The organism is Plantibacter sp. CFBP 8798 (assembly GCF_014841195.1).
Lineage (GTDB): Bacteria > Actinomycetota > Actinomycetes > Actinomycetales > Microbacteriaceae > Plantibacter > Plantibacter auratus.
Map to the genome: position 1 here is coordinate 227,563 of NZ_JACYTS010000001.1, position 25,737 is coordinate 253,299.

At 69.2% G+C, this 25,737-nt stretch carries 22 protein-coding genes; 18 read left to right on the top strand and 4 right to left on the bottom strand.

Annotated features, from left to right (window positions below):
* Window positions 1-22: 22 nt before the first annotated feature.
* Window positions 23-988 carry a substrate-binding domain-containing protein gene (locus IFU30_RS01095; protein ID WP_192004017.1) on the bottom strand — a complete coding sequence of 322 codons (966 nt, stop codon included), beginning with the start codon at window positions 986-988 and terminating at the stop codon, window positions 23-25.
* 154 nt (window positions 989-1,142) lie between these two features.
* Here IFU30_RS01095 and IFU30_RS01100 point away from each other — a divergent pair, with 154 nt between their 5' ends.
* From IFU30_RS01100 to IFU30_RS01135, 8 genes are all read left to right on the top strand, one after another.
* Window positions 1,143-2,660 (top strand): mannitol dehydrogenase family protein, encoded by a 1,518-nt coding sequence (locus tag IFU30_RS01100; protein WP_192004018.1) that lies wholly within the window; start codon window positions 1,143-1,145, stop codon window positions 2,658-2,660.
* Window positions 2,657-3,661, top strand: coding sequence for an L-idonate 5-dehydrogenase (locus tag IFU30_RS01105; RefSeq protein WP_192004019.1), 1,005 nt, complete (start codon window positions 2,657-2,659; stop codon window positions 3,659-3,661). Before IFU30_RS01100 ends, IFU30_RS01105 begins: the two co-directional genes overlap by 4 nt.
* Before the next feature lie 57 nt (window positions 3,662-3,718).
* Window positions 3,719-5,110 (top strand): MFS transporter, encoded by a 1,392-nt coding sequence (locus IFU30_RS01110; RefSeq protein WP_192004020.1) that lies wholly within the window; start codon window positions 3,719-3,721, stop codon window positions 5,108-5,110.
* A 31-nt stretch (window positions 5,111-5,141) separates the two neighbouring features.
* Window positions 5,142-6,383 carry a D-mannonate dehydratase ManD gene (gene manD, locus IFU30_RS01115; RefSeq protein WP_192004021.1) on the top strand — a complete coding sequence of 414 codons (1,242 nt, stop codon included), beginning with the start codon at window positions 5,142-5,144 and terminating at the stop codon, window positions 6,381-6,383.
* Between the two features lie 163 nt (window positions 6,384-6,546).
* Window positions 6,547-7,635, top strand: a complete 1,089-nt coding sequence (locus tag IFU30_RS01120; protein WP_192004022.1) for a hypothetical protein — start codon at window positions 6,547-6,549, stop codon at window positions 7,633-7,635.
* A gap of 40 nt (window positions 7,636-7,675) precedes the next feature.
* Window positions 7,676-8,188 (top strand): hypothetical protein, encoded by a 513-nt coding sequence (locus IFU30_RS01125; protein WP_192004023.1) that lies wholly within the window; start codon window positions 7,676-7,678, stop codon window positions 8,186-8,188.
* 30 nt (window positions 8,189-8,218) lie between these two features.
* The gene (gene rarD / locus IFU30_RS01130; protein WP_192004024.1) at window positions 8,219-9,124 is read left to right on the top strand and encodes an EamA family transporter RarD; all 906 of its coding nucleotides are present in this window, start codon (window positions 8,219-8,221) and stop codon (window positions 9,122-9,124) included.
* 86 nt (window positions 9,125-9,210) lie between these two features.
* Window positions 9,211-9,510: a hypothetical protein gene (locus IFU30_RS01135; protein ID WP_133059905.1), complete on the top strand. Its 300-nt coding sequence runs from the start codon at window positions 9,211-9,213 to the stop codon at window positions 9,508-9,510.
* Window positions 9,511-9,588: 78 nt separating this feature from the next.
* Here IFU30_RS01135 and IFU30_RS01140 read toward each other — a convergent pair whose 3' ends face one another.
* Complete coding sequence (locus tag IFU30_RS01140) at window positions 9,589-10,611, bottom strand: substrate-binding domain-containing protein (protein ID WP_192004025.1); 1,023 nt, start codon at window positions 10,609-10,611, stop codon at window positions 9,589-9,591.
* A 151-nt stretch (window positions 10,612-10,762) separates the two neighbouring features.
* Between IFU30_RS01140 and IFU30_RS01145 the strand changes: the two genes are divergently transcribed.
* The 5 genes from IFU30_RS01145 to IFU30_RS01165 all read left to right on the top strand — a co-directional run bounded on the left by IFU30_RS01145 (window position 10,763) and on the right by IFU30_RS01165 (window position 18,107).
* A complete protein-coding gene (locus IFU30_RS01145; protein ID WP_192004026.1) occupies window positions 10,763-12,772 on the top strand; it encodes a beta-galactosidase in 2,010 nt (669 codons plus the stop codon).
* Entirely contained in the window at window positions 12,769-13,713 is a 945-nt protein-coding gene (locus IFU30_RS01150; RefSeq protein WP_079704353.1) for a carbohydrate ABC transporter permease, read from the top strand. The genes IFU30_RS01145 and IFU30_RS01150 overlap by 4 nt, the downstream gene beginning before the upstream one ends.
* Window positions 13,710-14,579: a carbohydrate ABC transporter permease gene (locus IFU30_RS01155; protein ID WP_192004027.1), complete on the top strand. Its 870-nt coding sequence runs from the start codon at window positions 13,710-13,712 to the stop codon at window positions 14,577-14,579. Before IFU30_RS01150 ends, IFU30_RS01155 begins: the two co-directional genes overlap by 4 nt.
* Before the next feature lie 95 nt (window positions 14,580-14,674).
* A complete protein-coding gene (locus IFU30_RS01160; RefSeq protein WP_159876557.1) occupies window positions 14,675-15,997 on the top strand; it encodes an ABC transporter substrate-binding protein in 1,323 nt (440 codons plus the stop codon).
* 7 nt (window positions 15,998-16,004) lie between these two features.
* Complete coding sequence (locus tag IFU30_RS01165; protein ID WP_342450782.1) at window positions 16,005-18,107, top strand: alpha-galactosidase; 2,103 nt, start codon at window positions 16,005-16,007, stop codon at window positions 18,105-18,107.
* A gap of 85 nt (window positions 18,108-18,192) precedes the next feature.
* On the opposite strand, the gene IFU30_RS01170 is transcribed toward IFU30_RS01165, so the two are convergent.
* Together IFU30_RS01170 and IFU30_RS01175 are read right to left on the bottom strand one after the other, a co-directional pair.
* Complete coding sequence (locus tag IFU30_RS01170; protein ID WP_079704356.1) at window positions 18,193-18,606, bottom strand: peptidoglycan-binding domain-containing protein; 414 nt, start codon at window positions 18,604-18,606, stop codon at window positions 18,193-18,195.
* Window positions 18,607-18,758: 152 nt separating this feature from the next.
* Window positions 18,759-19,298: a hypothetical protein gene (locus tag IFU30_RS01175; protein ID WP_079704357.1), complete on the bottom strand. Its 540-nt coding sequence runs from the start codon at window positions 19,296-19,298 to the stop codon at window positions 18,759-18,761.
* 272 nt (window positions 19,299-19,570) lie between these two features.
* Here IFU30_RS01175 and IFU30_RS01180 point away from each other — a divergent pair, with 272 nt between their 5' ends.
* From IFU30_RS01180 to IFU30_RS01200, 5 genes are all read left to right on the top strand, one after another.
* Window positions 19,571-20,419: a carbohydrate ABC transporter permease gene (locus IFU30_RS01180; protein WP_124767866.1), complete on the top strand. Its 849-nt coding sequence runs from the start codon at window positions 19,571-19,573 to the stop codon at window positions 20,417-20,419.
* The gene (locus tag IFU30_RS01185; protein WP_079704359.1) at window positions 20,416-21,354 is read left to right on the top strand and encodes a carbohydrate ABC transporter permease; all 939 of its coding nucleotides are present in this window, start codon (window positions 20,416-20,418) and stop codon (window positions 21,352-21,354) included. Before IFU30_RS01180 ends, IFU30_RS01185 begins: the two co-directional genes overlap by 4 nt.
* A gap of 95 nt (window positions 21,355-21,449) precedes the next feature.
* Window positions 21,450-22,784 (top strand): ABC transporter substrate-binding protein, encoded by a 1,335-nt coding sequence (locus tag IFU30_RS01190; protein WP_192004028.1) that lies wholly within the window; start codon window positions 21,450-21,452, stop codon window positions 22,782-22,784.
* A gap of 46 nt (window positions 22,785-22,830) precedes the next feature.
* Window positions 22,831-24,735 carry a BNR-4 repeat-containing protein gene (locus tag IFU30_RS01195; RefSeq protein WP_192004029.1) on the top strand — a complete coding sequence of 635 codons (1,905 nt, stop codon included), beginning with the start codon at window positions 22,831-22,833 and terminating at the stop codon, window positions 24,733-24,735.
* Between the two features lie 73 nt (window positions 24,736-24,808).
* Window positions 24,809-25,702 (top strand): LacI family DNA-binding transcriptional regulator, encoded by an 894-nt coding sequence (locus IFU30_RS01200; protein WP_192004030.1) that lies wholly within the window; start codon window positions 24,809-24,811, stop codon window positions 25,700-25,702.
* The last annotated feature ends 35 nt before the right edge of the window (window positions 25,703-25,737 follow it).

Consider the following 25,737-nt stretch of genomic DNA (forward strand, 5'->3'; position numbering starts at 1 on the left):
GGCGGAGCTGCCGTCCGCCGCGTCAGTCCCGACGCGGGGCTGCGGTCGAATCGCGCACGATGAGCTGCGAGTCGAGACTCGCGACCGAACGGGGCGACCCGCCGGCCATGGCCTGGAGCAGCACCTCGACCGCCAACGACCCGCACCGGTTGATCGCGAGCCGCACGGTGGTGAGACCGGGCTGGCGGATGGACGCCATCTCGATGTCGTCGGTGCCGATGATGCTGAGGTCGTCGGGGCAGCGCCTGCCCATCGACGTGATCCCGGCGTCGACGCCGAGGGCGACCAGGTCGTTGTAGGCGATGACCGCCGTCGCGCCGCTCGCCACGATCGTGGCCGCTGCGGCGAGGCCGCCCTGGATCGAGGCCGCCTGGTGGCCCAGACGGGTGAACTCGATGTCGAGCTGCTCGCATGCCGCCGCGACCGCGTCGCCACGGCGGAGGTCCGCCCAGGAGTGCTTCGGACCGGCCGCATAGGCGATGTGTCGGTGACCCAGTGCGGCGAGGTGTTCGACCGCCTGCCGTGGCCCGCTCTCGGTGTCCATCACGACGTAGGGGAGGCCGTCGATGATGCGGTTGACCACCACGACCGGGGTGTCGCCCACGAGCGCGCGGATCTCGTCGTCGGGGAGGCGTGGCGAGCAGAGGAGCATCCCGTTGAGCTTCCGCGCCAGTTCGAGCTGCTCGTGCTCGCGATGCAGGTCCTCATCGGTGTCGAACAACACCGGGCGGTGGCGTCCCTGCCAGGCCTGGGCGTGGACGCCCTTCAGGAGGGTCGCGTAGACCGGGCTGGCGATGTCGGGGACGATGACGCCGAACGTCTTCTCCGCCGTCGAACCGTTCGGGTTCGAGTACCCGAGGTCCGCCGCCGCCGTGAGGACCCGCTCGAGCGTCGCGTTCGCAAGGCGATCCGGCTCGCCGAACGCCCGCGACGCGGTGGCGATGGAGACGCCCGCGTGACGGGCGACATCGGTGAGGGTGGCGGTCACGGTTGATCCTTCGCGGGGTCGGGTGTACTCATGATGCGGCATCGTGCTGCCATGAAACTACTTGACAAACTTTGTACAAACCATTCAGAATCGCTTTCATGATGATCGACGTGGATCTCCTCCAGCCGACGACGCGGTGCCCCGAGGCTCGGCGATGACGGCCCTGCCGCCGCGACTGGGCGCCGGCTCGGGCCCGCGTCCGGAGCACCCGGCACCGTCCGCCGCCGGCATCCTGCACCTCGGTCTCGGCAACTTCCACCGAGCGCACCAGGCCGTCTACACGGCGGCTGCGCTCAGCGCGGGCGGCGATGAATGGGGCATCGTCGGTGTCGCATCCCGGTCCCGAGCGGTCGTCGACGCCATGCGGGCGCAGGATCTCCGCTACACGGTCGCCGAGATCTCACCCATCGGGGCCTCGTTCTCCGTGCCCGCCGTGCACACCGACGCGTTCGTCGCGGCGGAGGATCCGGAGCGCGTGGTCGGCACCCTCGCGGACGACCGCATCCGGGTCGTCACGCTGACCGTGACGGAGCACGGCTACAGCGCCTCGCCGTCGACCGGCCTCCTCGACCTGAACGACCCGCTGATCGCAGCCGACCTCCGCGGAGGCGCACCGCAGACGACCATCGGCCAGCTCGCTCGCGGTCTGCAGCGGCGGGCTTCGGGTAGTGGAACGCCGATCACGATCCTGAGCTGCGACAACCTGAGCGAGAACGGCGCTCGCACGGAGGCGCTCGTCCGGGCCTTCCTCTCCGAACTGCGCGGCACCGAGGGCGCGGAAGCGCTCGCCTACCTCGACAGCGCGGTCGCCTTCCCGTCCAGCATGGTCGACCGCATCGTCCCGGCGACGACCCCGCAACTGCGCGAGCTCGTCGCAGCTCGTCTCGGCGTCCGGGACGACGCACCGGTCTCCGCCGAACCGTTCACGATGTGGGCGATCGAGGACCGCTTCGCCGCCGCCCGCCCCGCCTGGGAGGCCGGAGGCGCCGTGTTCACCGACGAGGTGGGGGCGTACGAGCAGATGAAGGTGCGGCTCCTCAACGGGACGCACTCGCTCATCGCCTACCTCGGTGCGCTCCGCGGGGTGGCCACGATCTCGGAGTCGATCGCCGACACCGCCGTCGAATCCGCCGCACTGGCGATCCTCCGCGACGAGTACGAACCGTCCGTGCGGTTCCCCTCCGGCGTCGACGTCCGCACGTATGAGGGGCAGCTCTTCGAACGCTGGGCGAACCACGCCCTCGGGCACCGCACGGCGCAGGTGGGCACCGACGGATCGGTGAAGCTCCGGCAGCGCATCCCGGAACCCGCCCTCCGTCTGCTCGAGGCCGGATCCCTCCCGCACCTCATCGCCCTCACGGTTGCGGCCTACCTGTCCTGCATCGCCCCGATGCCGGGGTTCGACCCCGGTCCGCACGCGCGCGCCATGGTCGATCCGGCCCGCGAGGAGCTCGCCCGGCTGGCGGACACGTCGACGGACGGCCGGCATCTCGCGCAGCGGGTGATCGCCGAGCTGCACCTCTTCGGGCAGGACCTCGCCGAGCAGCCGACCTTCATCTCGCGGGTCGGCGAACTGATCGACACCATCCGCCGACACGGCGTCGACGCCGCCATCCGCGACAGCATCGCCGCCTCGCAGGCACCCATGACCACGACAGGAGCCAACCGATGAAGACGCTCGCGATCCACGGCGCGGAGGACATCCGCTGGGAGGATGCCCCCACCCCGGAACCACGCGACGGCGAGGTCCGCCTCCGGGTGCGGTACGTCGGTATCTGCGGCTCCGACCTGCACTACTACTTCAACGGAGCGAACGGCGAGTACGTCATCCGCGAACCGCTCACCCCCGGCCACGAGCTCTCGGCCGTCGTCGACGTGGACCCCTCCGGGCGGCTCGCCCCCGGCACCCGGGTCACCGTGCACCCGGCGCGATACGGCCCGAGCCTGCCGGGGCTCGAGGATCGCCCACACCTGCGACCCGGCGGCGACTACCTCGGGAGCGCCGCGGCGGACCCGCACCGACAGGGTGGGGCCTCGGAGTACCTGATCGTCGAACACTCGATGGTGCGCGTCCTGCCCGACGGGCTCCCGCTCGAGCGGGCGGCGCTCGCCGAACCCCTCGCGGTCGCCATGCACGCGGTCGGGCTGGCCGGCGACGTGCGCGGTGCGCGGATCCTCGTCATCGGTGCAGGGCCCATCGGTCTGCTCGTGATCGCCGCAGCCGCCCGGGCCGGTGCAGCGAGGATCGCGGCGAGCGACATGCGCGAACAGGCACTGGAACGCGCCGCGACCGTCGGAGCCGGTGAGCTCCTCCTCGTGGGTCGCGACGCCGTCGCCGACGAGTCCTACGACGTCGTCTTCGAATGCTCCGGCGCACCGGTCGCCCTGACTCAGGCGGTTCGTGCCGCGAAACGAGGCGGGTCGATCGTGCAGGTCGGCATGCTCCCCGACGCCGACAGCCCGATCAACCTCGCCCCCATGCTCGCCAAGGAGCTCACCATCCGCGGCGCGTTCCGCTTCTCCACCGAGATCGACGACGCGATCGCGTTCCTCGCCGAGGGCGATCTCCTCGACGCCGTCGTGACCCAGGTCATCCCAGCCGAAGAGGCGGTCGACGCCTTCGCCGTCGCGCGGGACTCGTCCCGCTCGGCGAAGGTGCTCCTCGCCTTCTGAGCCACCCACCGCACACACCCACTTCCGCTGCATCCCGTAGGTCCGAAGGAGTACCTCATGTCAGAACCCAAGTCGTCCGTCGCCACCGGCGACCCCACCGCGAACCGATCCGTCCGCGACCTCGTCCGGGCCGCCATCTCCGGGTGGCTCGGCACCGCGCTCGAGTTCATGGACTACCAGCTCTACTCGCTGGCCGCCGCGCTCGTGTTCGCCGACCTCTTCTTCTCCAACGAGGACCCGGCTATGGCCGTCGTCGCCGCGATGGCGACCTACGGGGTCGGCTACGTCGCCCGTCCGGTCGGCGCGTTCTTCTTCGCCCGGCTCGGCGACAAGACCGGCCGGACCAAGGTCCTCTTCTACACGATCCTGCTCATGGGCCTGTCGACGACGCTCATCGGCTTCCTGCCGACCTACTCGCAGGTCGGCATCCTCGCGCCGATCCTGCTGGTCCTCCTGCGGATCGCGCAGGGCTTCGGAGCCGGTGCCGAGATCTCGGGCGCCGGCGTCATGCTCGCCGAGTACGCCCCGGCCAAGCGACGCGGCATCATCGCGTCGCTCGTGGCGCTCGGGACCAACTGCGGCACCCTGCTCGCCTCCGCGCTGTGGGCCGGTCTGCTCCTGGCGTTCAGCGAGGACGAGGTCATCGCCTGGGCCTGGCGCATCCCCTTCATCGGCAGCGTCGTGATCATGCTCTTCGCGGTCTGGGTCCGCTTCAACCTCAAGGAGAGCCCGGTCTTCGAGGAGCGCGACGACGTCGTCGACGGCAAGGCGCTCACCAAGCAGGAGACGATCGCCCTCGCGACCGAGACCGGCAACCTCCGCACGCTCGAGGCCATGAACCGCAAGCCGATCAAGGCGTTCAGCATCGCGCTCCTGCTGCGGTTCGGTCAGGCCGGCAACTCGGGACTCGTCCAGACGTACCTCATCAGCTACATCACCGTCGTCCTGCTGCTGGACCGGTCGATCGGGGTCAACGCCGTCATCGTCTCCTCGCTCGTCGCCTTCATCACCGTGCCGCTCTCCGGCTGGCTCGGTGACCGGTACGGACGGAAGCGCATGTACATGGTGTGGGCGATCATCGCGCTCATCGTCATCGTCCCGACCATGCTCATGATCCACAGCAAGGACACCGTCCAGGTGTTCGTCGGCTACGTCGTCCTGCACAACCTGGCCGTGATGAGCTTCGCGTCGCTCGAGAACCTGACCCTGCCGGAACTCTTCGGCGCGCGGAACCGCTACACCTACACCGCGATGGCCCGGGAGATCGCCGCGATCGTGGCGACCGGCGCGGGTCCCGTCATCGCCGCCGCCTGGGTGTCCGCCGCCACCGGTTCGTTCATCCCGATCATCATCATGCTCGGCGTCTTCACCCTCTGCGCCCTGGTCGCGTCCATCTGGATGCCGGAGGTCGCCGGTCGGGACCTCACCGACCCGCGCGACGCCATCTGACCGGCACCCGACCTCCTCGAAAGGAACCCCCATGAGCATCGAACGCGCGGACGTCATCGTCACGAGTCCCGGCCGGAACTTCGTCACCCTGAAGATCACCACCAGCGACGGTGTCGTGGGCTGGGGCGACGCGACCCTCAACGGGCGTGAGGTCGCCGTCGCGTCGTACCTCGGCGACCACGTCGCGTCGATGCTGATCGGCCGCGATGAGGACCGCATCGAGGACACCTGGCAGTACCTGTACCGCGGACCGTACTGGCGGCGCGGACCCGTCACGATGGCGGCCATCGCCGCGGTGGACATGGCGCTCTGGGACATCAAGGCCAAGAAGGCCGGGGTGCCGCTGTACCAGCTGCTCGGCGGTGCGAGCCGATCAGGGATCCGGGCGTACGCCCACGCCTCGGGGACGGACTACCAGGCGCTCGCCAACGCGATCACCGGGTACCAGGAGCTCGGGTTCACCGCGGTGCGCGTCCAGACCGGTGTGCCGGGGCTCGGGCAGGTGTACGGGGTGTCCGCCTCAGGGCCCGGCGTCCGCTACGACTACGAGCCGGCGAAGCGCGCGGCGGACGGCTCGGCAGCCACGGCACCGACCGAGGAGTCCTGGGACACCGCCGGCTACCTCGCGCACATGCCGGGCGTCTTCGAACGGATCCGCGAGGACTTCGGGACGGGCCTCCGGATCCTGCACGACGGACACCACCGCATGTCGCCGATCGAGGCCGCCCGGTTCGCGAAGGACATCGAGCCCTACAAGCTCTTCTGGCTCGAGGACTGCACACCGGGGGAGGACCAGACCGCCCTGCGACTCGTCCGCCAGCACTCGACCACGCCGCTGGCGATCGGCGAGGTCTTCAACTCGGTGTACGACTACCAGACCCTCATCACCGAGCGCCTCATCGACTACGTCCGCTCGGCGGTGACGCACACCGGTGGCATCACGGCGATGAAGAAGCTGCTCGACTTCGCGGCCATCTACGGGATCCGCTCCGGCATCCACGGCCCCACCGACATCTCGCCCATCGGGATGGCCGCAGCGTTGCACCTCGACCTCGCGATCCACAACTTCGGGATCCAGGAGTACATGCCGCACAACGAGCAGACCCTCGAGGTGTTCCAGACCTCCTTCACCTTCGACGACGGCTTCCTGCACCCCGGCGAGCAGCCCGGCCTCGGCGTCGAGCTCGACGAGGACGCGGCCGCGGCGTTCCAGTACACGAAGGCGTACCTGCCGGTGAACCGGCTGACGGACGGCACCGTCCACGACTGGTGAGCGGCGGCGGTGGTGGCATCTGGTGCTCTGCGGCCGTGAGGTGAGATGATGCGGTGCTGCCTCGAACGCGTGCGGTCCTCCGCCACGTCCGTCCCGATGCGCGAGGCGCTGCGGGTTCCGGGACGGCAGCTCCTCCCTGCGACCCGGAATCGAAGGATGCCCGGTGCACGAGGACCCGACCGTCGGCGCGGCCGACACCGCTGAACCAGTCACCCGAGGCGGCAGCGTCGCCCCCGTCGCTCCGCCGTCGCACCGACTGCGTCCGGTCGCCCTCGGTGGTGTCATCGCCGCCACGGTCGTCGTCGCCGCGGCCTGGGTGGTCGGCGCGTCGGTGTCGCTGACGGCGGCCACGGCACCGTCGGTGATGCTGCAGCCGTACCTCGACGCACTGGAGGACGGGCACCTCGAACGGGCGGTCGCGATGGACGGGACCGCTGCTGCCGCCGCCGAACTCGGCTACAGCGTCGACCTCCTGACCGATGAGCGGTATGCGCTCGCGACCGACCGCCCGACGGCCTATCGCGTCGGTGCGACCCGGACCGAGAACGGGGTCGCCACGGTCGACGTGGCGTTCGAGCGCGGCGGCGAGCGGCAGACCACGGCGTTCACGCTGCGCGCACAGCCGTCCGGCTTCCTGTGGTTCAGCGCGTGGCGCATCGAACCGGCGAGCCTGCCGACCATCACGGTGCCCACGGTCAGGTTCGGTGCACTGGACCTCTCCGTCGGAGGCGAGCACGTCGGCACGGTGGATGAGACGACGGTCTACATCGTCGGACCGGGGAAGTACGACATCGCGGCCGACTCGACCACCGGCTTCTTCGACTTCGAGGTGCCCAGCGTGGAGGCCGAGTGGGACGGCAGGCCGACGGCGTATCTGTACCCGACACTGACGGCGCTCGGGCAGGAGGGGGCGACCGCTGCGGTCCACGCGTACGTGGACGCCTGCATCGCATCGACGTCCTATGAACCCGAGGGCTGCTCCATCGCGATCGACAATTCGGAGGGCGACGAGATGTCGGGCGTCACGTGGCTGTTGACCCGTGGTCCCGAGTTCGAGTTCTCGGAGTACTCCGCGACGGCGGGGTTCCTCGTGACCACCACCCGTCGGGGTAGTGCCGACTTCCTCGCCGCGTTCGCCTCGGCGTCGGGCGAATACGGCATCGTGACCGCGGAGGACTGCGAGGTGTGGGTGGACGGTGCCGTCGTGTTGTCGACCGACGGCACGTGGACCTTCGACCCGTACACCTGGTGAGCGTGGGCGATGTCATGCACCAGATGAGGGGTGGGGACGCGTGAAGTACGTTCCAGCGTTCGGCCTGAAGGCGCAGGTGTTCATGCTCTGTGTGGCGCCGCTCTTCCTCTTCCTGGTGACTCCGAAGGACAAACTCGCGTCCGCCGGACCGGTCCTGGCCGTGGCCTTCGTCGTGCTTGCAGCGGCGGCATGGACCACACTCGTCGTGACGGCACACCGGATCGTCGTGCTCGATGAGCACCTGGTGGTGTACACGGCCTTCCGCTCTCGCGTCGTCCGTATCGACGACGTCAGCTCGATCGGACCGAACTGGAGACCTCAGAGCTTCCGCATCGTTCTGAGGGATGGTCCGAACATCAGGGGCCACTGCCGCAACGGCTACGCCGCGTTCGCGGAGGACCTGACGACCGGACACCCGTCGATCGAGTTCCGATACTCCATGCTGAAGCCGAAGACCGATCAGTTCATGGAATCGGGCTACTCGGAGCTGACGGAGGACGAACGTCGCGAAGCCGAGGCCCTCGTCCTGGCCGCCCAGTCGGCCGCGAGCTGAGCTGCCCGCGCGACGATAGGGTGAGGACCCGTGACGGCCGCCCTTCCCCCTGAGCATCGCGAGACGACGCCCCGCGGGGTCCTCGTCTCCGTCGTCGCCTCATTCTTGTTCGCGGCGCTGTTCTTCCTGCCACCGCTACTGGAGCCGTTCGGAGCGAACGAGATCTTCGCCTGGCGCGTGATCGCGACGGTGCCGGTGCTCGCGACGCTCATCGTCGTGTTCGGGTGGTGCCGGGACGTCCGCGACATCGCGGTCCGTCTCGCGCGTCGTCCGCTCCTCGTCCTCGTGGTCGTGGTCGACGGGCTCCTGTTGTCACTGCAGCTGTGGCTCTTCGGTTGGGCACCGCAGACGGGGCACGGGCTCGAACTCGCGCTCGGCTACCTCCTGATGCCGCTGGCGATGGTCGTGGTCGGCGTCGTCCTGCATCGCGAGCGACTCGCACGGCTCCGGATCGCTGCGGTCGCCGCAGCCGCCATCGGCGTCACCGCCGCGATCGTCGTGGCCGGTGGGCTGTCCTGGGCGACCATCGCGGTCGCCGTCGGCTACCCGGTGTACTTCGCGATCCGGCGCCGAGCCGGGCTCGACTCGATCGGTGCGTTCTGCTTCGAGCTGGCGGTCCTCGTCCCCGCCGCGATCGTGCTGGCGCTGCAACCGTCCTCACTCGCCATCCTGGCGGCGCACCCACAGCTGGGTTGGGGGATCGTGCTCCTCGGGGTGATCGGTGGCGTCGCCCTCGTGCTGTACCTCGTCGCGAGTCGCCTGCTGTCGTTCGGCGTCTTCGGACTGCTCAGCTACCTGGAACCGGTGCTGCTGGTCCTCGTGGCGGTCCTCCTCCTCGGCGAATCACTGACGCTCGACGACGGGTTCGTCTACGGCCCGATCGTCGTCGCGCTCATCCTGCTGGGGCTCGAGACCTCGCGCCGGCCACCGCGCTGACCGTACTCCCACCGCACGGCGCGTCGCCGTGAACCTGTGAAGTCAAGCCTCGTGGACCGGTCCGTGCGCCGACGTAGCCTGAGGTCATGGTCACGAAGCATGCTCCAGCAGTGTCGCTCGAGCCGTCCTTTCCCTCACAGCACGATGTGTCTCCAGCGCGAGACTCGTCCGAACGGCACCACGTCGTCCCGATCGGTGCCCGGCAATGGCGGATCTCGAACGACGCCGATCCCTCCTCACCCGAGTGCTGTCTCGCGTACGTCGAGGCACAGGGCACCGGTTACGACGTGCTCATCGTCGCGCCCAGCCCGCCTGAATGGCTGCATGTGGACACCTTCGACGAGGCCAAGCGCGCCGCGATCCGACGGCCGTCACCGCAGCTCTGAGTCGCTCCTCCGGCATTCGTTCGCCCATTCTTGGGCGACGGAGTGCTGGTTCGCCCAAGAACGGGCGAACGAACGGGTTCAGACGCTCCCGCGACGCACGATCGACGTGGGAACGAACGAGCCGACCGGCGAGATGTTCTCGCCCCGGAGCTGGGCGAGGAGCACTTCCGCCGCGCGCTGACCGACGGCCGCCGCCGGCTGGTGGACGGTGGTGAGCGGCGGGTGGCAACGGAGCGCCCACGCCGAGTCGTCGAAGCCGACGACCGACACGTCCCCCGGCACACTCCGCCCTGCCGCTCGGAGGGCTTCGAGTGCTCCGGCCGCGACGGCGTCCGAAGCCGCGAACACCCCGTCGACGGCCGACTCCCGGCGCAGCAGCTCCGACATGCCGGCGAAGCCGTCCTGGTGCGAGTAGAGCGGGACCTCCACGACGAGTCGGTCGTCGAAGCGGTCGCCGAGCGCATCGCGGAACCCGGCGAGTCGGTCGGAGCCGGAGTCCCGGTCGAGGGCTGCCGCGATCATGCCGATGTGCCGTCGGCCGGCACCGATCAGCTCACCCGTGATGTCGGCCGATGCCGACCGGTTGTCGATCCCGACGAAGGGGAGCTCACGGAGGTCGGGCGGGTGGCCCACGAAGGTCGCCGGGAGGCCGAGGCGTTCGATGACGCGCGTGATCGGGTCGTTCTGGCGCGCGGACACCATGATCACCCCGTCGACGAAGCCGCCCGAGAGGTACCGGGTGATGCGGTCGGTGTCGCGCTCGGAGTCGACGACCAGACAGACGAGCTGGTGGTCGGCCTGTGACAGGGCCTCGTTCGCCCCGAGCAGGATGTTGCCGATGTTGGGGTCGTCGACGAACAAACTGTGCGGCTCGTGGACGACGAACCCGACGGCCTGGGTGCGCTGCATGACGAGGTTCCGGGCGGCCGTGTTCGGCACGTAGCCGACCTTCTCGATGGCGGCCTCGATCGCCTCGCGCGCTTCGGCCGACACGTAGCGCTCGCCGTTGACGACCCGGCTGACCGTGCCCCGGGAGACGCCGGCTTCGACGGCGACATCGTGCACCGTCGCTCGCTTGCGTCGGGTCGGCGGAGGGGTCACGGCTCCACCCTAGCGCCGGTCCGGGCGGCTTTCGGCGGGCTCCGTGTTGACAGATTCAGAAACGCACGCCTACTCTGTGTACGTTCACAGACTCTCAACGTGGAGTTGTCACTCTTCGATCTGTGCACGTTCACAGATCGCGGAAGGCACCATGAGCACGACCCCCACGTTCAGCCACGACGGCATCGCCTACGGCTGCGACTACAACCCCGAGCAGTGGGATCGGTCCGTCTGGCGGGAAGACGTCGCGCTCATGCAGGAGGCGGGCGTCGACCTCGTCGCCCTCAACATCTTCGGCTGGTCGCACCTCGAGCCACGGCCGGGGGAGTTCGACTTCGCCGGGCTCGACGAGATCCTCGACCTGCTCCACGAAGCCGGCATCCGGGTCAACCTCGGGACCGGCACCGCATCGGCCCCACCGTGGCTGACGTTCCGGCACCCGGAGATCCTCCCCGAGACCGAGGACGGGACGACGCGCTTCCCCGGCGGTCGCCAGGCCTGGTGCCCGTCGTCCGCGGTCTTCCGTCGCTACGCCCTCGAACTCGTGGAGCGCGTCGCCGTCCGCTACGGCGCACACCCCGCCGTCGAGCTCTGGCACGTGTCGAACGAACTCGGCTGCCACAACGCGCTCTGCTACGACGACGAGAGTGCCGAGGCCTTCCGGGGCTGGCTCCGCGCCCGCTACGAGACGATCGAGCGTCTGAACACCGCGTGGGGCACGTCGTTCTGGAGCCAGCAGTACAGCGACTTCGCCGAGATCCTCCCGCCGCGCCTGACCCTGTCGAGCCGGAACCCGAGCCAGGTCATCGACTTCCACCGCTTCTCCTCCGACGAGCTCCTCGGCTACTACCGGGCCGAGCTCGAGGTCCTGCGCCGCCACAGCTCGGTGCCCGTCACGACCAACTTCATGGTCACCGCGCACATCCGGAACCTCGACTACTGGCAGTGGGCGCCCGAGATGGACGTCGTCGCCAACGACCACTACCTCGACAACCGCCTCGCGGACCCCACGGCCGAACTCGCGTTCGCGAGTGACCTCACGCGCGGTCTCGCCGGGGGCGGCGCGTGGTTGCTCATGGAGCAGTCCACCGGTGCGGTCAACTGGCAGCCGCAGAACCTCGCGAAGGCACCGGGCGAGATGACCCGGAACTCCCTCACGCACGTCGCGAAGGGCGCGGAGGCGATCTGCTTCTTCCAGTGGCGTGCGTCGCTGCAGGGCTCGGAGAAGTTCCACTCGGCCCTGCTGCCGCACGCGGGCACCGACTCCGACGTGTGGCGCGAGGTCGTCGAGCTGGGCGGCACACTCGACCGACTCGACGAGATCACCGGTACGCGCGTCCAGGCCGACGTGGCGCTCCTCTTCTCCTGGGAGAACTGGTGGGCCGCCGACGGCGAGAGCCGCCCGACCCACGCGATCGACCACCTCTCGCAGGTCCAGGCGGTCCACGCGTCGCTGCGTCGTCTGGGTCACACCGTCGACGTCGTGCGTCCGGGCACCGACCTCTCCGCCTACCGGCTCGTCGTCGTCCCGAACCTGTACCTGGTGCGCGACAGCGAGGCCGCGGTCGTCTCGGACTTCGTCGCGGCCGGTGGGCACGCCGTCGTCACGTTCTTCAGCGGCATCGCCGACGAGGAGGACCGGGTCCGCCCCGGCGGCTACCCCGGCGCGTTCCGCGAGCTGCTCGGCGTCAACGTCGAGGAGTTCGCCCCCGTCCTCCCCGGCCAGGTGCTGACGCTCGCGTCGGGCCGGACCGCGACGGCATGGTCCGAGCGGACCCGCGCCCGCGGAGCCGAGGTCGTCGACTCCTTCGCCGACGGCCCGTCGGCCGGTCGCCCGGCCATCACGCGCAACCGCATCGCGGGTGGCGGCGACGCCTGGTACCTCGCGACGAACCTGGACGCCGGCGCGCTCGACGAGGTGCTCCGCGACGCAGCCGCGGGGGCCGGGGCGCTGCCACAGGGTGATCCGGACCAGCCGGGCCTCGAGGTCGTCCGCCGCGCCGATGAGGGACGGAGCTACCTCTTCCTCATCAACCACTCGACGAACGACGTCGAGCTGCCGGCCAGCGGGCGCGAGCTCGTCACCGGCGAACCCGTCGACTCCATCGCACGCGTGCCAGCCGGCGCCGTGCGCGTCATCAGAGAGGACCGCACGCGATGAGCGTCAACATCGAGACGGCCGAGGCGACGTCGCCACGGCCCGTCCGCCCGCCGAGGGCGGCCAAGCTGCCGAAGGCGGTGGTGCAGCACAAGCGGGCGATCGCCATCTTCATCGTCCCGTTCGCCGTGCTGTTCGCGCTGTTCTACCTCGTGCCGATCGGGTACGCGGTCTACCAGTCACTGCTCGTGATCGAGCGTGACGGCACCTTCGGTCAGGCCCGGGAGGTGTTCGGCGGACTGGCGCAGTACGTGCAGGTCTTCCAGAACGGCCCGTTCTGGCAGTCCGTCGGACGGGTGCTCCTGTTCGGCGTCGTCCAGGTGCCGGTGATGCTCGGGCTCGCGCTCCTCTTCGCGCTGCTGCTCGACTCACCGCTCCTGCGGGGCAAGCGGTTCTTCCGTCTCGCGTTCTTCGTCCCGTACGCGGTGCCCGGCGTGATCGCCGCCATCATGTGGGGCTTCCTCTACTCGCCGAACCTGTCGCCGTTCACCGCGGTCACGCAGAGCGTGGACTTCCTCTCGGCTGACCTCGTGCTCTGGGCCATCGCGAACGTCGTCACCTGGGTGTTCGTCGGCTACAACATGCTCATCATCTACTCCTCGTTGCTCTCCATCCCCACCGAGATCTACGAGGCGGCCCGGCTCGACGGCGCCGGTCAGGCGCGCATCGCCTGGTCGATCAAGATCCCGCTCGTGATGCCGGCGATCGTACTCACGGCGATCTTCTCGATCATCGGCACGCTGCAGCTCCTCGCCGAGCCGCAGGTGTTCCGCACCTTCAGCTCGGCCGTCAGCAGCACCTTCACCCCGAACCTCACCGTCTACACCACCTCGTCCATCCCGAACGTGAACCTCGCAGCCGCCTTCTCGGTCGTGCTCGCGTTGGCGACCTTCGTCCTCTCCTTCGGGTTCCTGAAGTTCACGCAGCGAAAGGAAGGCAAATGACCGCCATCCTGTCCAACGGCCGCGGCCCGCAGGAGAGCCGTTTGTCGCGCGCCGGCGCGCTCATCGTGATGCTCGTCTTCACGCTCTACTTCCTCATCCCCATCTGGTGGCTGTTCATCGCCTCGACGAAGTCGTCAGCGCAGTTCGGCAACTCGGCCCCGCTCTGGTTCGCGGACTTCAACCTGTTCGAGAACATCGGCCAGCTCGTCGCCTACCGCGACGGCGTCTACCTCAAGTGGATGCTGAACTCGGTCCTGTACGCCGGCCTCGGCGCACTGCTCGGCACGCTCTTCGCGGCCATGTGCGGCTACGCCCTCGCGAAGTACCGGTTCCCGGGACGCGACCTGATCTTCAACGTCGTCCTCGGCGGTGTGCTCGTCCCCGCGACCGCGCTCGCGCTCCCGCTGTTCCTCATCTTCAGCCAGGTGGGCCTCACGAACACGTTCTGGGCGGTCTTCCTGCCCTCGTTGGTGAGCCCCTTCGGTGTCTACCTGACGCGGATCTTCGCGGCGTCGAGCGTGCCCGAGGAACTCCTCGAGGCCTCGCGTCTCGACGGCGCCGGTGAGATCCGGACCTTCTTCACCATCTCCGTGCGACTCATGTTCCCGGCGCTCGTCACCGTGTTCCTCTTCCAGTTCGTCGCCATCTGGAACAACTTCTTCCTGCCGCTCATCATGCTGCGCGACGAAGCCCTGTTCCCGGTCACCCTCGGGCTCTACTCCTGGAACTCGCAGGTCAACCAGATCCCCGAACTGCGCCTCTACGTCCTCGTCGGCGCATTCCTGTCGATCATCCCGCTCGTCATCACCTTCCTCCTGCTCCAGCGGTTCTGGCGCTCCGGCCTCGGTGCCGGCGCCGTGAAGTAGTCGGACCGACGAGCAGACGCTCCTCTCCATCCCGCACCAACACCCATCCCGCACCAACACCCATCCCGCACCATTCACAGAAGAACGGATTCGCTATGAACCTCAAGAGAACAGCGGTCGCCGCAGCGGTGCTGTCGGCCGTCGTCCTGAGCGGCTGCTCCTCCACCGGGTCGGAGGGCGGCAGTGCTGCTGCCTCCTGCGCCCCGGCCGAGGGCAAGGTCGACCTCAGCTTCACCTCCTGGATCCCCGGCATCGAAGAGGTCGTCGACGTCTGGAACAAGGAGAACCCCGACATCCAGGTCAAGGTCCAGACCGGCCCGAACGGCAACAGCGGTACCTACCAGAACTTCTTCAACCAGCTGAAGGCCGGCAACGCCCCCGACCTCGGCCAGATCGAGTACGACGCCCTGCCGAACTTCCGCGTGCAGAACGGCCTCATGGACCTCGGTGCGTGCGACGACGTCATGGCCGCCAAGGACGACTTCGTCGACTGGACCTGGGGTCAGGTCTCGCTCGGTGAGTCCGACTCGGTCTACGCCGTCCCGCAGGACTCCGGCCCGATGGCCATGTTCTACCGCGCCGACCTGTTCGAGCAGAACGGGATCGCCATCCCGACGACGTGGGCCGAGTACAAGGAGGCCGCCAAGAAGGTCCGCGCCACCGGTGCGTACATCACGAACTTCTCGCAGGGCGACATCAACCAGTTCGCCGGCTTCGTCTGGCAGGCCGGCGGCAGTTGGTTCAACAACGACGGCTCCGACTGGACCGTCGACCTGACCGACCCCGCCTCCAAGAAGGTCGCCGACTACTGGCAGGACCTGATCGACGAGGACCTCGTCTCGACCGTCCCCACCTGGACGACCGAGTGGGACAACGCCTACAACTCCAGCGCCGCCTGGACCTGGAACTCCGCCGTCTGGGGCGCGAACTCCATCGCGTCGGGTGCTCCCGACACCGCCGGCAAGTGGGCCGTCGCGAAGGCTCCGCAGTGGGAGGCCGGCGACTCCGCGGCTGGCAACTGGGGCGGTTCCTCGACCGCCGTCTTCACCGGTTCCAAGCACCCCTATGAGGCGTCGAAGTTCGCGCTGTGGCTGAACACCTCCGACGAGGCGCTCACCATGCTCAACAAGAGCGCCAACATCTACCCGGCGACGAAGGAGGGCCTGAACCTGCCCGTCCTCAAGGAGGGCGTCGACTTCTACGGCGGCCAGCCGATCTACGATGTCTTCGCGGAGGCTTCCTCCGAGGTGTCTGAGGACTTCGCCTGGGGTCCGACGATGACGCAGACGTACAACGACGTGTCCGACGGCTTCAAGGCTGCGGTCTCCGGTGACGGAACCCTGCTCGACGCCCTCACCAAGGGTCAGTCCGCGACGATCGACGCCCTCAAGGCACAGTCCATCCCCGTCAAGGAGTAACAGAACAGTGATCCACCACCTTCGTGCCGCGGGCGTCAGCCTGATCGTCGACGCCCGCGGCACGAAGGTGCCCACCATCCTCCACTGGGGAGCCGATGTCGGCGAACTCGCCGCCGACTCCCTCATCGCCCTCGCCGACGGGCTGACGCCGGCGATCCCGCCCTCCTCCATTGACGCCCCGCCGCGCCTCAGCCTCCTGCCCACCGTGTTCGACGGTTGGAGCGGCCGCCCGGGTGTCGGCGTGCACCGGCCGGGCGGAACCGATGCGTCGAACCTGCTCGCGCTGCGGCTGATCGACCAGCAGGCCACCGACACCTCGCTGGCCCTGACGACGTCCGACGAACGCGCCGCGGTGACGGTCGTCTCGACGATCGAGTTGACCCCCCAGGGCGTGCTCCGCGTCCGGCACACCGTGCGGAACGACGCCGAGGTCGACCGACCGCTCACCGTCGACGCCCTCGCCGTCGTGCTCCCGGTCCCCGACCGCGCCACCGAACTCCTCGACTTCACCGGTCTCTGGACGCACGAGCGCACGCCGCAGAGCCACCGCCTCGGGCAGGGCGCTTGGACACGCGAGCACCGTCACGGACGACCCGGTCACGACGACGCGTTCCTCGCTGTCACGGGCGCACCAGGCTTCGACTTCCGCAGCGGCGAGGTGTGGGCGACGCACCTCGCGTGGAGCGGCGACAAGGTGATCTGGAGCGAGCGCTCGCCACTCGGCCCTGTGGTCACCGGCTCCGGTGAACTCCTCGCGCCCGGCGAAGTCACGCTAGCGCCGGGGGAGACCTACGAGTCGCCGTGGACGGTCGCCGTCTACTCCGACGCGGGTCTCGACGGCGTCTCCGCGCGACTGCACCCCTGGATCCGCTCGTGGAGCACGATCACGAAGCCCCGCCCGGTGGTGCTGAACACCTGGGAGGCCGTGTACTTCGACCACGACCTGCCGACACTGCTCACCCTCGTCGAGCAGGCGAAGCGCGTCGGCGTCGAGCGGTTCGTCCTGGACGACGGCTGGTTCACCGGCCGCACGGACGACCGCCGTGCGCTGGGCGACTGGTTCGTCGACCCGGAACGCTGGGCGGGCGGGTTGTCGCCACTCATCGCCGCGGTGACCGGTGCCGGCATGGACTTCGGGCTGTGGGTCGAGCCGGAGATGGTGAACCCCGACTCGGAGCTCGCGCGCACGCATCCCGATTGGGTCCTCGGGCATCCGGACGCTCCGAGCTGGCGCTTCCAACGGGTGCTCGACCTGGACAACCCGGACGCCTTCGCCTACCTCCTCGGCCGACTCGACGCGTTGCTGACCGAGTACGACATCGCGTTCCTCAAGTGGGACCACAACCGCGACCTCCTCGGCGGCTCGGCGCACCGGCAGACGACGGCGCTCTACCGATTGCTCGACGAGGTGCGTGCCCTGCATCCCGGTGTCGACATCGAGTCGTGCGCGTCAGGTGGCGCGAGGATCGACCTCGGCATCCTCGAACGGGTCGAGCGGGTGTGGACGAGCGACACGAACGACCCGCTCGAGCGGCAGTCGATCCAGCGCTATACGGGGCTCGTGATCCCACCGGAGTATCTCGGCGGTCACCTCGGTGCGGCGCGCTCGCACACCACCTGGCGCACCTCGGACCTCGCGTTCCGCCTGGCCACAGCCCTCTTCGGGAGCGCCGGCATCGAGTGGAACCTCAACGAGGCGAGCGAGCCGGAACTCGAGCTGATCGCGACATGGATCGCGCACTACAAGCGCCTCCGCCCGCTGCTGCACACGGGCGAGGTCGTCCGCATGGACAGCGCCGACCCGGCACTGCACGCGCACGGGGTGATCGCCCAGGACCGCTCGTCCGCGATCGTCGCGCAGGTGGCGCTCGCCGCACCGCTGACGGCGATCCCCTCGCCACTTCGCGTGCCCGGCCTCGATCCCGAGCGTCGCTATCGGGTCCGCCCGCTCGACCTCGGCGCGCCCGCCCGGTCGATCCAGGACGTGCCGCCGGTGTGGCTGACCGAGGGCTCGGTCGTGCTCACCGGCCGCGCGCTGGCCGAGGTCGGGATCGCGATGCCGCTCCTCGCTCCCGAGCAGGCGCAGGTCTTCACCCTCGACGCGGAGTAGCCGTCGCGTTCGTCCGCCCGTCCCCGGGCGAACGAGAACTCCCTCGCCCGAACCTGGGCGAGGGAGTGTCGTCGTGCGGGTCTGGTCAGATGTTGCAGCCGGAGGCGCGAGCCGCGTCGTACGGGTACCACGAGATCGGGCCGGGGCCCATCTGCGGCCCGCAGAGGATGTTCCAGGTCTCGGCGCCCACGACGCCGTCGACCTGCATGCCCCAGTACGTCTGGAAGGCCACGACGGCCGCCCGGGTCTGCTCGCCGAACTGACCGTCGACCTCCAGGTTGGACACACCACCGGGGATCCTCGGCCCGAAGGCGTTGAGGAGCGTCTGGATGTTGGCGACGCAACTCCCGTCGCCACCGGCGGAGTACTGGTAGTCGACGCATTGGCCGGCGGCTTGGGCCGGTGCGGCGGTCGCCACGCCGCCGACGGAGCCGGCGATGGCAAGGCCGAGGGCGGCCCCCGCGAGGGCGATCCTGGTGCGCATCGTTCGTGTGGTCATGTCATGTTCCTCTCGGTCGACTGCTCGGACATCACGAGCGTAGGTCGAGTGGCTCGAACCCTGAATGGGCAGCGCTGCCCATGCCCGGGTTCAGTCCGCGAGGAGATCGGGCGTGCTGTTCGCTCGCCCACGTCTGGGCGAACGAAGCACGGTCAGTCGATGCCGATGTCCTCGCCGACGACGGTGATCTGGGCCGGGACGGGCCAGGGGTGGTCGCCGACGGGTGCGAGACGGACGAGCTCGGTGACCCTGGGCGCGGGCGCCCCCGCGGAACCGATGAGCCAGCCGCCCACGAGGAAGGTGGTGCCGGGGACCGACCAGACGGCGATGCCGGTCACTCCGAAGTCGCCGTAAGCGCCATCGGAGAACCGCACCGTGACGAGGTCGCCGTGTGAGAGCTCGGCGAGCTGCGCGACGACGGCGCCGGGATCAGGGTCGACGGGGTCGAGCTCAGGGATCGACTCGAGCACCTGCAGCGGCTTCGTCGGCTTGCCGTTCTGATCGAGTGCCGTGCCGGCCAGGAGGAGTCCGCCGATGATCGGCGAGCGGCGGGCCCGGCCTGCGAGGTCGAACACGCCGTAGCGGGGCACGCTCAGACGCGCTTGCAGTGAAGCAGCATCCTCGGCCGACTCGATGGCAGCCGTGAGGCCTTTGATGTCGCGACGGGCAGGAGCGCTGAGGTCGTAGTTCACCCATCAACTCTCCCATGTCCACTCCGGCAGCGAACGAACGCTCTTAAGAGACAGTTTCAATCAAGTATGAACAGTCCGTTATGGAACCGTGACCACCGCGCGTTGACCTGTCACGCGGATACCGGGCATGCTGAACAACACTTGGCCGCTGATAAGAGCGCCGCTGCCCCAGGAAGCCCCGCATACAGCGGAATGCTCCTCACAAGGATGTGAGTATGACGACTTCACAGTTAAACACAGTTTCGAACAAACCAAGACGAATGCCGGACGGGATGTTCGCGTTCGTCCTCGTCCTCCCGGGGCTCGCGCTCCTGGTGGCGGTCGTCGCCTATCCGCTGCTGACCGCGCTCGTCACGGCGTTCTTCAAGCAGAGCCTGGTCGTCCCCGGACGCGAGTTCGTCGGACTCCAGAACATCATCGACGTGCTCCAGGGTGACTTCCTCAAGCTGCTCGGGCAGACCATGGTCTTCACCCTCGGGACGACCATCGCCCCCTTCATCATCGGCTTCGCGCTCGCCCTCGCACTCAACACGCGCATCCGCGGTGCCAAGATGCTGCGCGGACTCATGCTGATCCCGTGGCTCGTGCCGGGCGTCGTGGTGTCGTTCCTCTGGATGTGGATCTTCAACGCGAACTACGGGGTGGCGAACGCCGTCCTCGGCCTGTTCGGGGTCGACGCGCAGGCCTGGCTCGCCCAACCGCAGACGGCGATGTTCGCCGTGATCGTCGCCAAGACCTGGCAGTCCTTCCCGTGGATCATGGTGATGCTCCTCGCCGGCCTGCAGACCGTGCCACAGGAACTCCATGAGGCGGCCGAGATGGACGGCGCAGGGACCATCCGACGCTTCTTCTCGATCACGGTCCCGCAGCTGAAAGGCATCATCGGCCTCGTCCTGCTGCTCGAGTTCATCTGGAACTTCCAGCACTTCGACATCATCTACGTCCTGACGGGCGGCGGCCCGGCGGGCAGCACCCAGACCTTCGCCACCGCCGTGTACGAGACCGCCTTCCGCGGGTTCGACCTCGGCCACGCGGGCGCCCTCGGGCTGCTCTGGCTCATCCTCCTGATGGCGCTCGTCGTCGTCTACGTCCGATTCTCGGAGAAAGGCGAGCAGAAATGAGCGTCTCCACCGCACCCCCTGCGCCGCAGGACACCACGCCGGACCCGCAGCCCCCGTTCGCCGCCACCGAGATCGGCACGCTCCGGCGTCGTCCGTCGCTCTTCCGATCCGAGAGCCGGGCGGTGCGGATCAGCGCCTGGGTCGCGGTGATCGTCTGCGGCGGCTTCGGGCTGCTGCCGGTCTACTGGTTGCTGGCCACCTCGCTGACCCCGCGAGCCCAGGTCTTCTCGTACCCACCGAAGCTCTTCCCCACGGAGATCAGCTTCGAGGCGTACACCGCCCTCGCCTCCAACCCGGACCTGTTCGGCTACCTGCGGAACAGCATCATCGTGTCCGTCATCACCGCCCTGCTGTCCGTGATCGTCTCGGCCTACATGGGCTACTCGTTCTCGAAGTTCCGCTACCGCGGGCGTCGATCACTCATGTACTTCGTGCTCGCCTCGCAGATGTTCCCGCAGGCGTTGCTGCTGATCACCCTGTACTCGGTGTTCAGCGCCTACGGACTCCTGAACACCTATGCGGCGCTGGTGCTCTCGTTCACGACGTTCACCCTGCCGCTGTGCGTCTGGATGCTGAAGGGGTTCTTCGACACGATCCCGGACGAACTCATCGAGGCGGCTCGCGTCGACGGGGCGTCTCGACTGCGGATCATCCACTCCATCGTGCTGCCGCTGTCCGCACCCGGCCTGGTCGCCGCGGGCCTGTTCGCCTTCGTCCGCGGGTGGAACGACTTCATCTTCGCGCTCACCCTGGCGGGTCCCGACAAGCAGACGCTCCCGCCCGGCCTCGTGAACACCTTCGTCGGCGAGGCCGCCACGGCCTGGCCCGAGCTCATGGCCGCATCGCTCGTCGTCTCCCTACCCGTGGCGATCGCGTTCATGGCCCTGCAGCGTCACCTCGTCGGCGGACTGACCGCCGGTGCCGTGAAGGGCTGAGCGCAGCACCCCGAACCGGCCCGCCGCCGGGCCTCCCCACAATCCGTTCCACCAACCCAGACACGTCCCACCAGGATCACGCTCGAGGAGGAGCCATGTCCCACATCACCCCGTCCTTCGCCACCGCCGCACAGCAGACCGTCATCACCCGCCGCCGCGCCCTGCAGTTCCTCGGCATCGGCGTCGCCGCGGCCACCCTCGCAGGGTGCGCCCCGACCGGAGCCGCCCCAGGAGCTGGCTCCATCCCGAAGGCGACCGTCGGCGGCACCGCGACCGACTTCGACTTCGCGAGCTGGTCGCTCACCGAGAAGGCCTCGGCACCCGCCATCCAGAGCCTCCTGCAGAAATACGAGGGCAAGGCCAAGATCGACGTCGGCGAGGTCTCCTTCCCCTACAACGAGTACATCAACCAGCTCATGCTGCAGGTGCGCGGCGGGCAGTTCTCCGGCGTCGCCCACGTCGACGTCGCCTGGCTCGGTTCGCTCGCGAGCCTCGGCAAGCTGCAGGACGTGTCCGGGTTGACCGAAGGACGTGGCTACACGAAGGCGGGACTCACGGCCGCGTCGTTCGACGGCGTGCAGTACGGCCTCCCGTGGACGATCGGCGCGATCGGCCTCGTCACCAATCAGGCGCTCCTCGAGCAGGCCGGCATCGGCGAGTTCCCCACGACGATCGACGAGTTCGAGGGCTCACTCAAGCAGCTCAAGGGCCTCGGCAACGGCATGATCCCCTACGCGGCGTCGACGAAGGCCGCGCAGCTGAAGGACATCCTCATCTGGATGCAGACCTTCGGCAGCCCGCTGGTCGACGGGGACACCGTCACGATCGGCGACGACGCCAGCATCGAGGCGGTCACCTGGTACAAGAGCCTGTACGACCAGGGCCTCATCGCAGCAGACGTCGACCGCTTCGACGCCCGTTCGCTGTTCGCGCAGGGCCGCACCGCGATCTACGACGACGCGATCGTCGGACGGAGCGCGGTGACCGGTGAATCGCCCGACCCCGACTTCGCGAGCAAGCTGCAGCCGGTCTCCCGGCCGGTCCTCAAGCAGGGTGACACGCCGCGTGCGCTCGTGTGGGGCGGGGCGCTCGCCGTCGTCGACGGTCCGGCCGCCGGCACCGCAGCGGACTTCGCCCAGTGGGTGACGTCCGACCCGGAGACCGTGCTCGAGGACTTCGCCGCCCGTGGTCTGCCGCCGGCGACCGAGGACGCGCTCAACTCCGACGCCGTGAAGAACGACTCGTTCGCCACGAACTTCAGCGACCGCATCACCAAGACGAGCTCGACCAACCCGTTCTGGAAGTTCGTCCAGTACTCGCAGATCGAGACGAAGATCGCGGAGAAGGTGCAGGCGGTCCTCGTCGGCCAGGAGCAACCGGCCGAAGCCATGAAGGCCGCCGGGGCGGCCGCGCAGAAGCTCGTCGGCTGAGCCGCGGATCGACGATCGGACGACTGTGACCGGCACCGGGGGAACCATGCGACGCAGCCCATCGAACACCGTCCGCGCGCTCGCCGCGGCCGCGCTCACGGTCCTCGCGCTGGGGGTGACGGCGCCGGCGGTCGCCGCTCCCGGGGGACCGGCGCGCAGCGACGGGGGCGGGAGTGCGGTGACCGACACGGTCGAGACCGTGCCCGTCACCGTCGACACGTCGAACCAGGCCGGCTGGTGGCGGCCGCTCGACGTCGTCGACGGTGTCTCCTACTTCGCCTTCAACGCGCCGGCGTCCACCGCGTCCAAGCACGAGGTCCACCTGGCCTCGCGGGGCGCGGACGGGACGTGGACCGAAGGGTGCCTGCGCTCGACGGCCGGCGGCGCCTGCGTGACCTTCGCCGACGACAACGGCCACAACCAGCCGTCGATCGTGGTCGACGGCGCGGGCACCATCCACGCCTTCGTGTCGATGCACAACGAGCAGTGGAACGTGTTCCGATCCAGTGCACCCGGCGACGTCACCTCGCTCGTCGAGGCGACGTCCTCCATGCCGGACCTCGACGCGGCGATCACCTATCCGGTGACGGCGCGCGGCCCGGACGGCGACGCCTGGGTGCTCGTGCGCGTCGGGACGGACACGCAGGGGCGGCGGGAGGGTCGGCTCTACCGGTACGACCTCGACAGCGGTGTCTGGGAACGTGAGGCGGTGGTCGCCGCGGCGACCGGCTACTCCTTCTACCCCGACGACCTCGAGGTGGACGCCGACGGCCGCGTCCACGTGCTGTGGGAATGGGGCCCATTCCCGGCGGACCCGGCGCGGCACCTCGGCTCGTACGCGACGTACGACCCGTCCGACGGTTCCTTCGCCGACGTCGCGGGGACCGCGCTCACCGGACCGATCACCCCGACCACCCCGGGATCCGTCGTCTGGCGCCCCTTCGGTGCCGGTGAGGCCATCGGCAGCTACACGCCGGCGCTGCAGACCGCGAAGCTCGCCCTCGACGGCACGGAGCTCGCGGGGATCGTCTACCGGTTCGTCGAAGCCGATCAGACCGCGTACGACGTGCGATACACCTCCTGGGACGGCGGCGCCTGGAGCGACGAGTCACTCATCGACGTCTCCGCGCTCGGTTCGGGCGTCTCGACGGTCGCCGGCATCGATGCGACGAGCGCCGGTGGTGTCGACCGCGTGTACGCGGTCCTCGCCGTGCAGGTGTGCGGCGAGAACCGCAGCCAGGTGGTCCGACTCGAGCGCGGGGGAGCCGGCTCGGGCTGGGCGGCTCGTGCGGTGGGTGATCCGGCGGCTGGCCCGCAGCGGCTGCGAGCGGAGACCGCGAGCGGGACGGACGTCCTGTATCTGACGGCGCCGGTCAGCGAGACCACCCGCGGAACCCTGCGCTGGGCCTCGATCCCCCGCGGCACGTCCGCGGAGACCGGTGGCACGACGCTCGCGGACATCGTGTCCGGGCTCCGAGGCGAGCTCGGCGGGACGAACGTGGCGCTCGGAGCCACCGTGACGGCCTCCTCCGCGCTCCGCGCCGACACCGGCGGGGCGCTCGCCGTCGACGGCGTGTGCACGGACGCGAGTCGCTGGATCTCCGCGGTCGGTGACACTGCACCCACGATCACGGCCGCCTGGCAGACCCCGACGGCGCTCGCCGAGGTCAGGGTCAAGAGCGGCTACGCCGGGGGAGCCTCGACCGATTCGGTGCTCCGTGACTTCACGATCGAGGTCCGGACGGGCGGTGCCTGGGTCGAGGTCGGACGGTTCGACGACAACACCGCAGGCACCGTCACCGCGCCCGTGGACGGACTCGTCGTCGACGCGGTGCGCCTCCTCATCACCGACCCGTCCGCCTCGGCGACCGACGTCGCGCGGGTCTTCGAGATCGAGGCGATCGCGGCACCGGCCACCGAATCCGCGAGGAACGACGATGTCCCGGGATAGCGTTGTGCTCAGTCGGGACCGCAACGGTCCCGAGCGGCCGGGATCCACCCGGTCAGCAGTGAGGAGCAGCACCATGTCGGACGCCGCCTTCGGCTCTCAGCGGTCGGCACCGGTACCGCGCCGTTCGCGCACAGGCATGGTGGCGCTCGCCGTCCCGAACCTCGACGAACCGTACTTCGCGGAGCTCACGACGCTCCTCGTCCGCGGCGCCGACGAGCGTGGACTGTCGATCCTCATCCAGCACACGGAGGGCGACCACGACCGCGAGGTCGACATCGCCAACGGGGTCGGCCTGCCGCTCACGGATGGACTCATCCACATCCCCCGCTCGTTGACGGTCGGCGACCTCACGCGGCGGACCTCCCCGGGGCCCCTGGTGCTCCTCGGCGAGCACATCCAAGTGAGCCCGTTCACGCACATCTCCATCGACAACCGGGCGGCCGCCGACGCCGCGACGACGCACCTCGCCGAGGCCGGCTGCTCCCGCATAGCGTTCGTCGGACCCAGGGACGAACGGCCGTCCGACGCGGCGGATCAGCGGTACGCCGGGTATCGGGACGTGGTCGCGCGGCTCGGGCTCGCGCAGGAGCCGTCGCTGATCGGGCACGTCGACGCGTTCACCCCCGAGGAGGGACGTCGCGTGATGCGTCGGATGACCGCTGAGGGCGTCGAGCTCCACGGCGTCGTCTGCTCCAACGACTCGATCGCCTTCGGTGTGCTCGCGGCCCTCCACGAAGCCGGCCGACGGGTGCCCGAGGAGGTCGCGGTGATCGGCATCGACGACGTCCACGCCGCCCAGTTCTCGACCCCGTCGCTCACGACGGTCGCTCCCGACTACGACGCGATCGTGCGCGCGGCCTTCACCGAGCTCGAACGCCAGATCGCCGCCCCGCCCGGTGCCGACACGCCGGTCCGGCACGTGGTCGTCGACGCACGGATCGTCGTGCGGGACAGCACGGCGCGCTGAGGTCCATGAGCGGGAGGACAGGCCGGCGCGCCGCC

Bases quoted from the DNA above. Each gene is read 5' to 3' on its own strand.
- IFU30_RS01150 (WP_079704353.1), top strand. From the start codon at position 12,769: ATGAGCGTCAACATCGAGACGGCCGAGGCGACGTCGCCACGGCCCGTC.
- IFU30_RS01145 (WP_192004026.1), top strand. From the start codon at position 10,763: ATGAGCACGACCCCCACGTTCAGCCACGACGGCATCGCCTACGGCTGC.
- IFU30_RS01185 (WP_079704359.1), top strand. From the start codon at position 20,416: ATGAGCGTCTCCACCGCACCCCCTGCGCCGCAGGACACCACGCCGGAC.
- IFU30_RS01195 (WP_192004029.1), top strand. From the start codon at position 22,831: ATGCGACGCAGCCCATCGAACACCGTCCGCGCGCTCGCCGCGGCCGCG.
- IFU30_RS01105 (WP_192004019.1), top strand. From the start codon at position 2,657: ATGAAGACGCTCGCGATCCACGGCGCGGAGGACATCCGCTGGGAGGAT.
- IFU30_RS01200 (WP_192004030.1), top strand. From the start codon at position 24,809: ATGTCGGACGCCGCCTTCGGCTCTCAGCGGTCGGCACCGGTACCGCGC.
- IFU30_RS01160 (WP_159876557.1), top strand. From the start codon at position 14,675: ATGAACCTCAAGAGAACAGCGGTCGCCGCAGCGGTGCTGTCGGCCGTC.
- IFU30_RS01190 (WP_192004028.1), top strand. From the start codon at position 21,450: ATGTCCCACATCACCCCGTCCTTCGCCACCGCCGCACAGCAGACCGTC.
- IFU30_RS01110 (WP_192004020.1), top strand. From the start codon at position 3,719: ATGTCAGAACCCAAGTCGTCCGTCGCCACCGGCGACCCCACCGCGAAC.
- IFU30_RS01180 (WP_124767866.1), top strand. From the start codon at position 19,571: ATGTTCGCGTTCGTCCTCGTCCTCCCGGGGCTCGCGCTCCTGGTGGCG.
- manD (WP_192004021.1), top strand. From the start codon at position 5,142: ATGAGCATCGAACGCGCGGACGTCATCGTCACGAGTCCCGGCCGGAAC.
- IFU30_RS01135 (WP_133059905.1), top strand. From the start codon at position 9,211: ATGGTCACGAAGCATGCTCCAGCAGTGTCGCTCGAGCCGTCCTTTCCC.
- IFU30_RS01155 (WP_192004027.1), top strand. From the start codon at position 13,710: ATGACCGCCATCCTGTCCAACGGCCGCGGCCCGCAGGAGAGCCGTTTG.
- IFU30_RS01100 (WP_192004018.1), top strand. From the start codon at position 1,143: ATGACGGCCCTGCCGCCGCGACTGGGCGCCGGCTCGGGCCCGCGTCCG.
- IFU30_RS01170 (WP_079704356.1), bottom strand. From the start codon at position 18,606: ATGACCACACGAACGATGCGCACCAGGATCGCCCTCGCGGGGGCCGCC.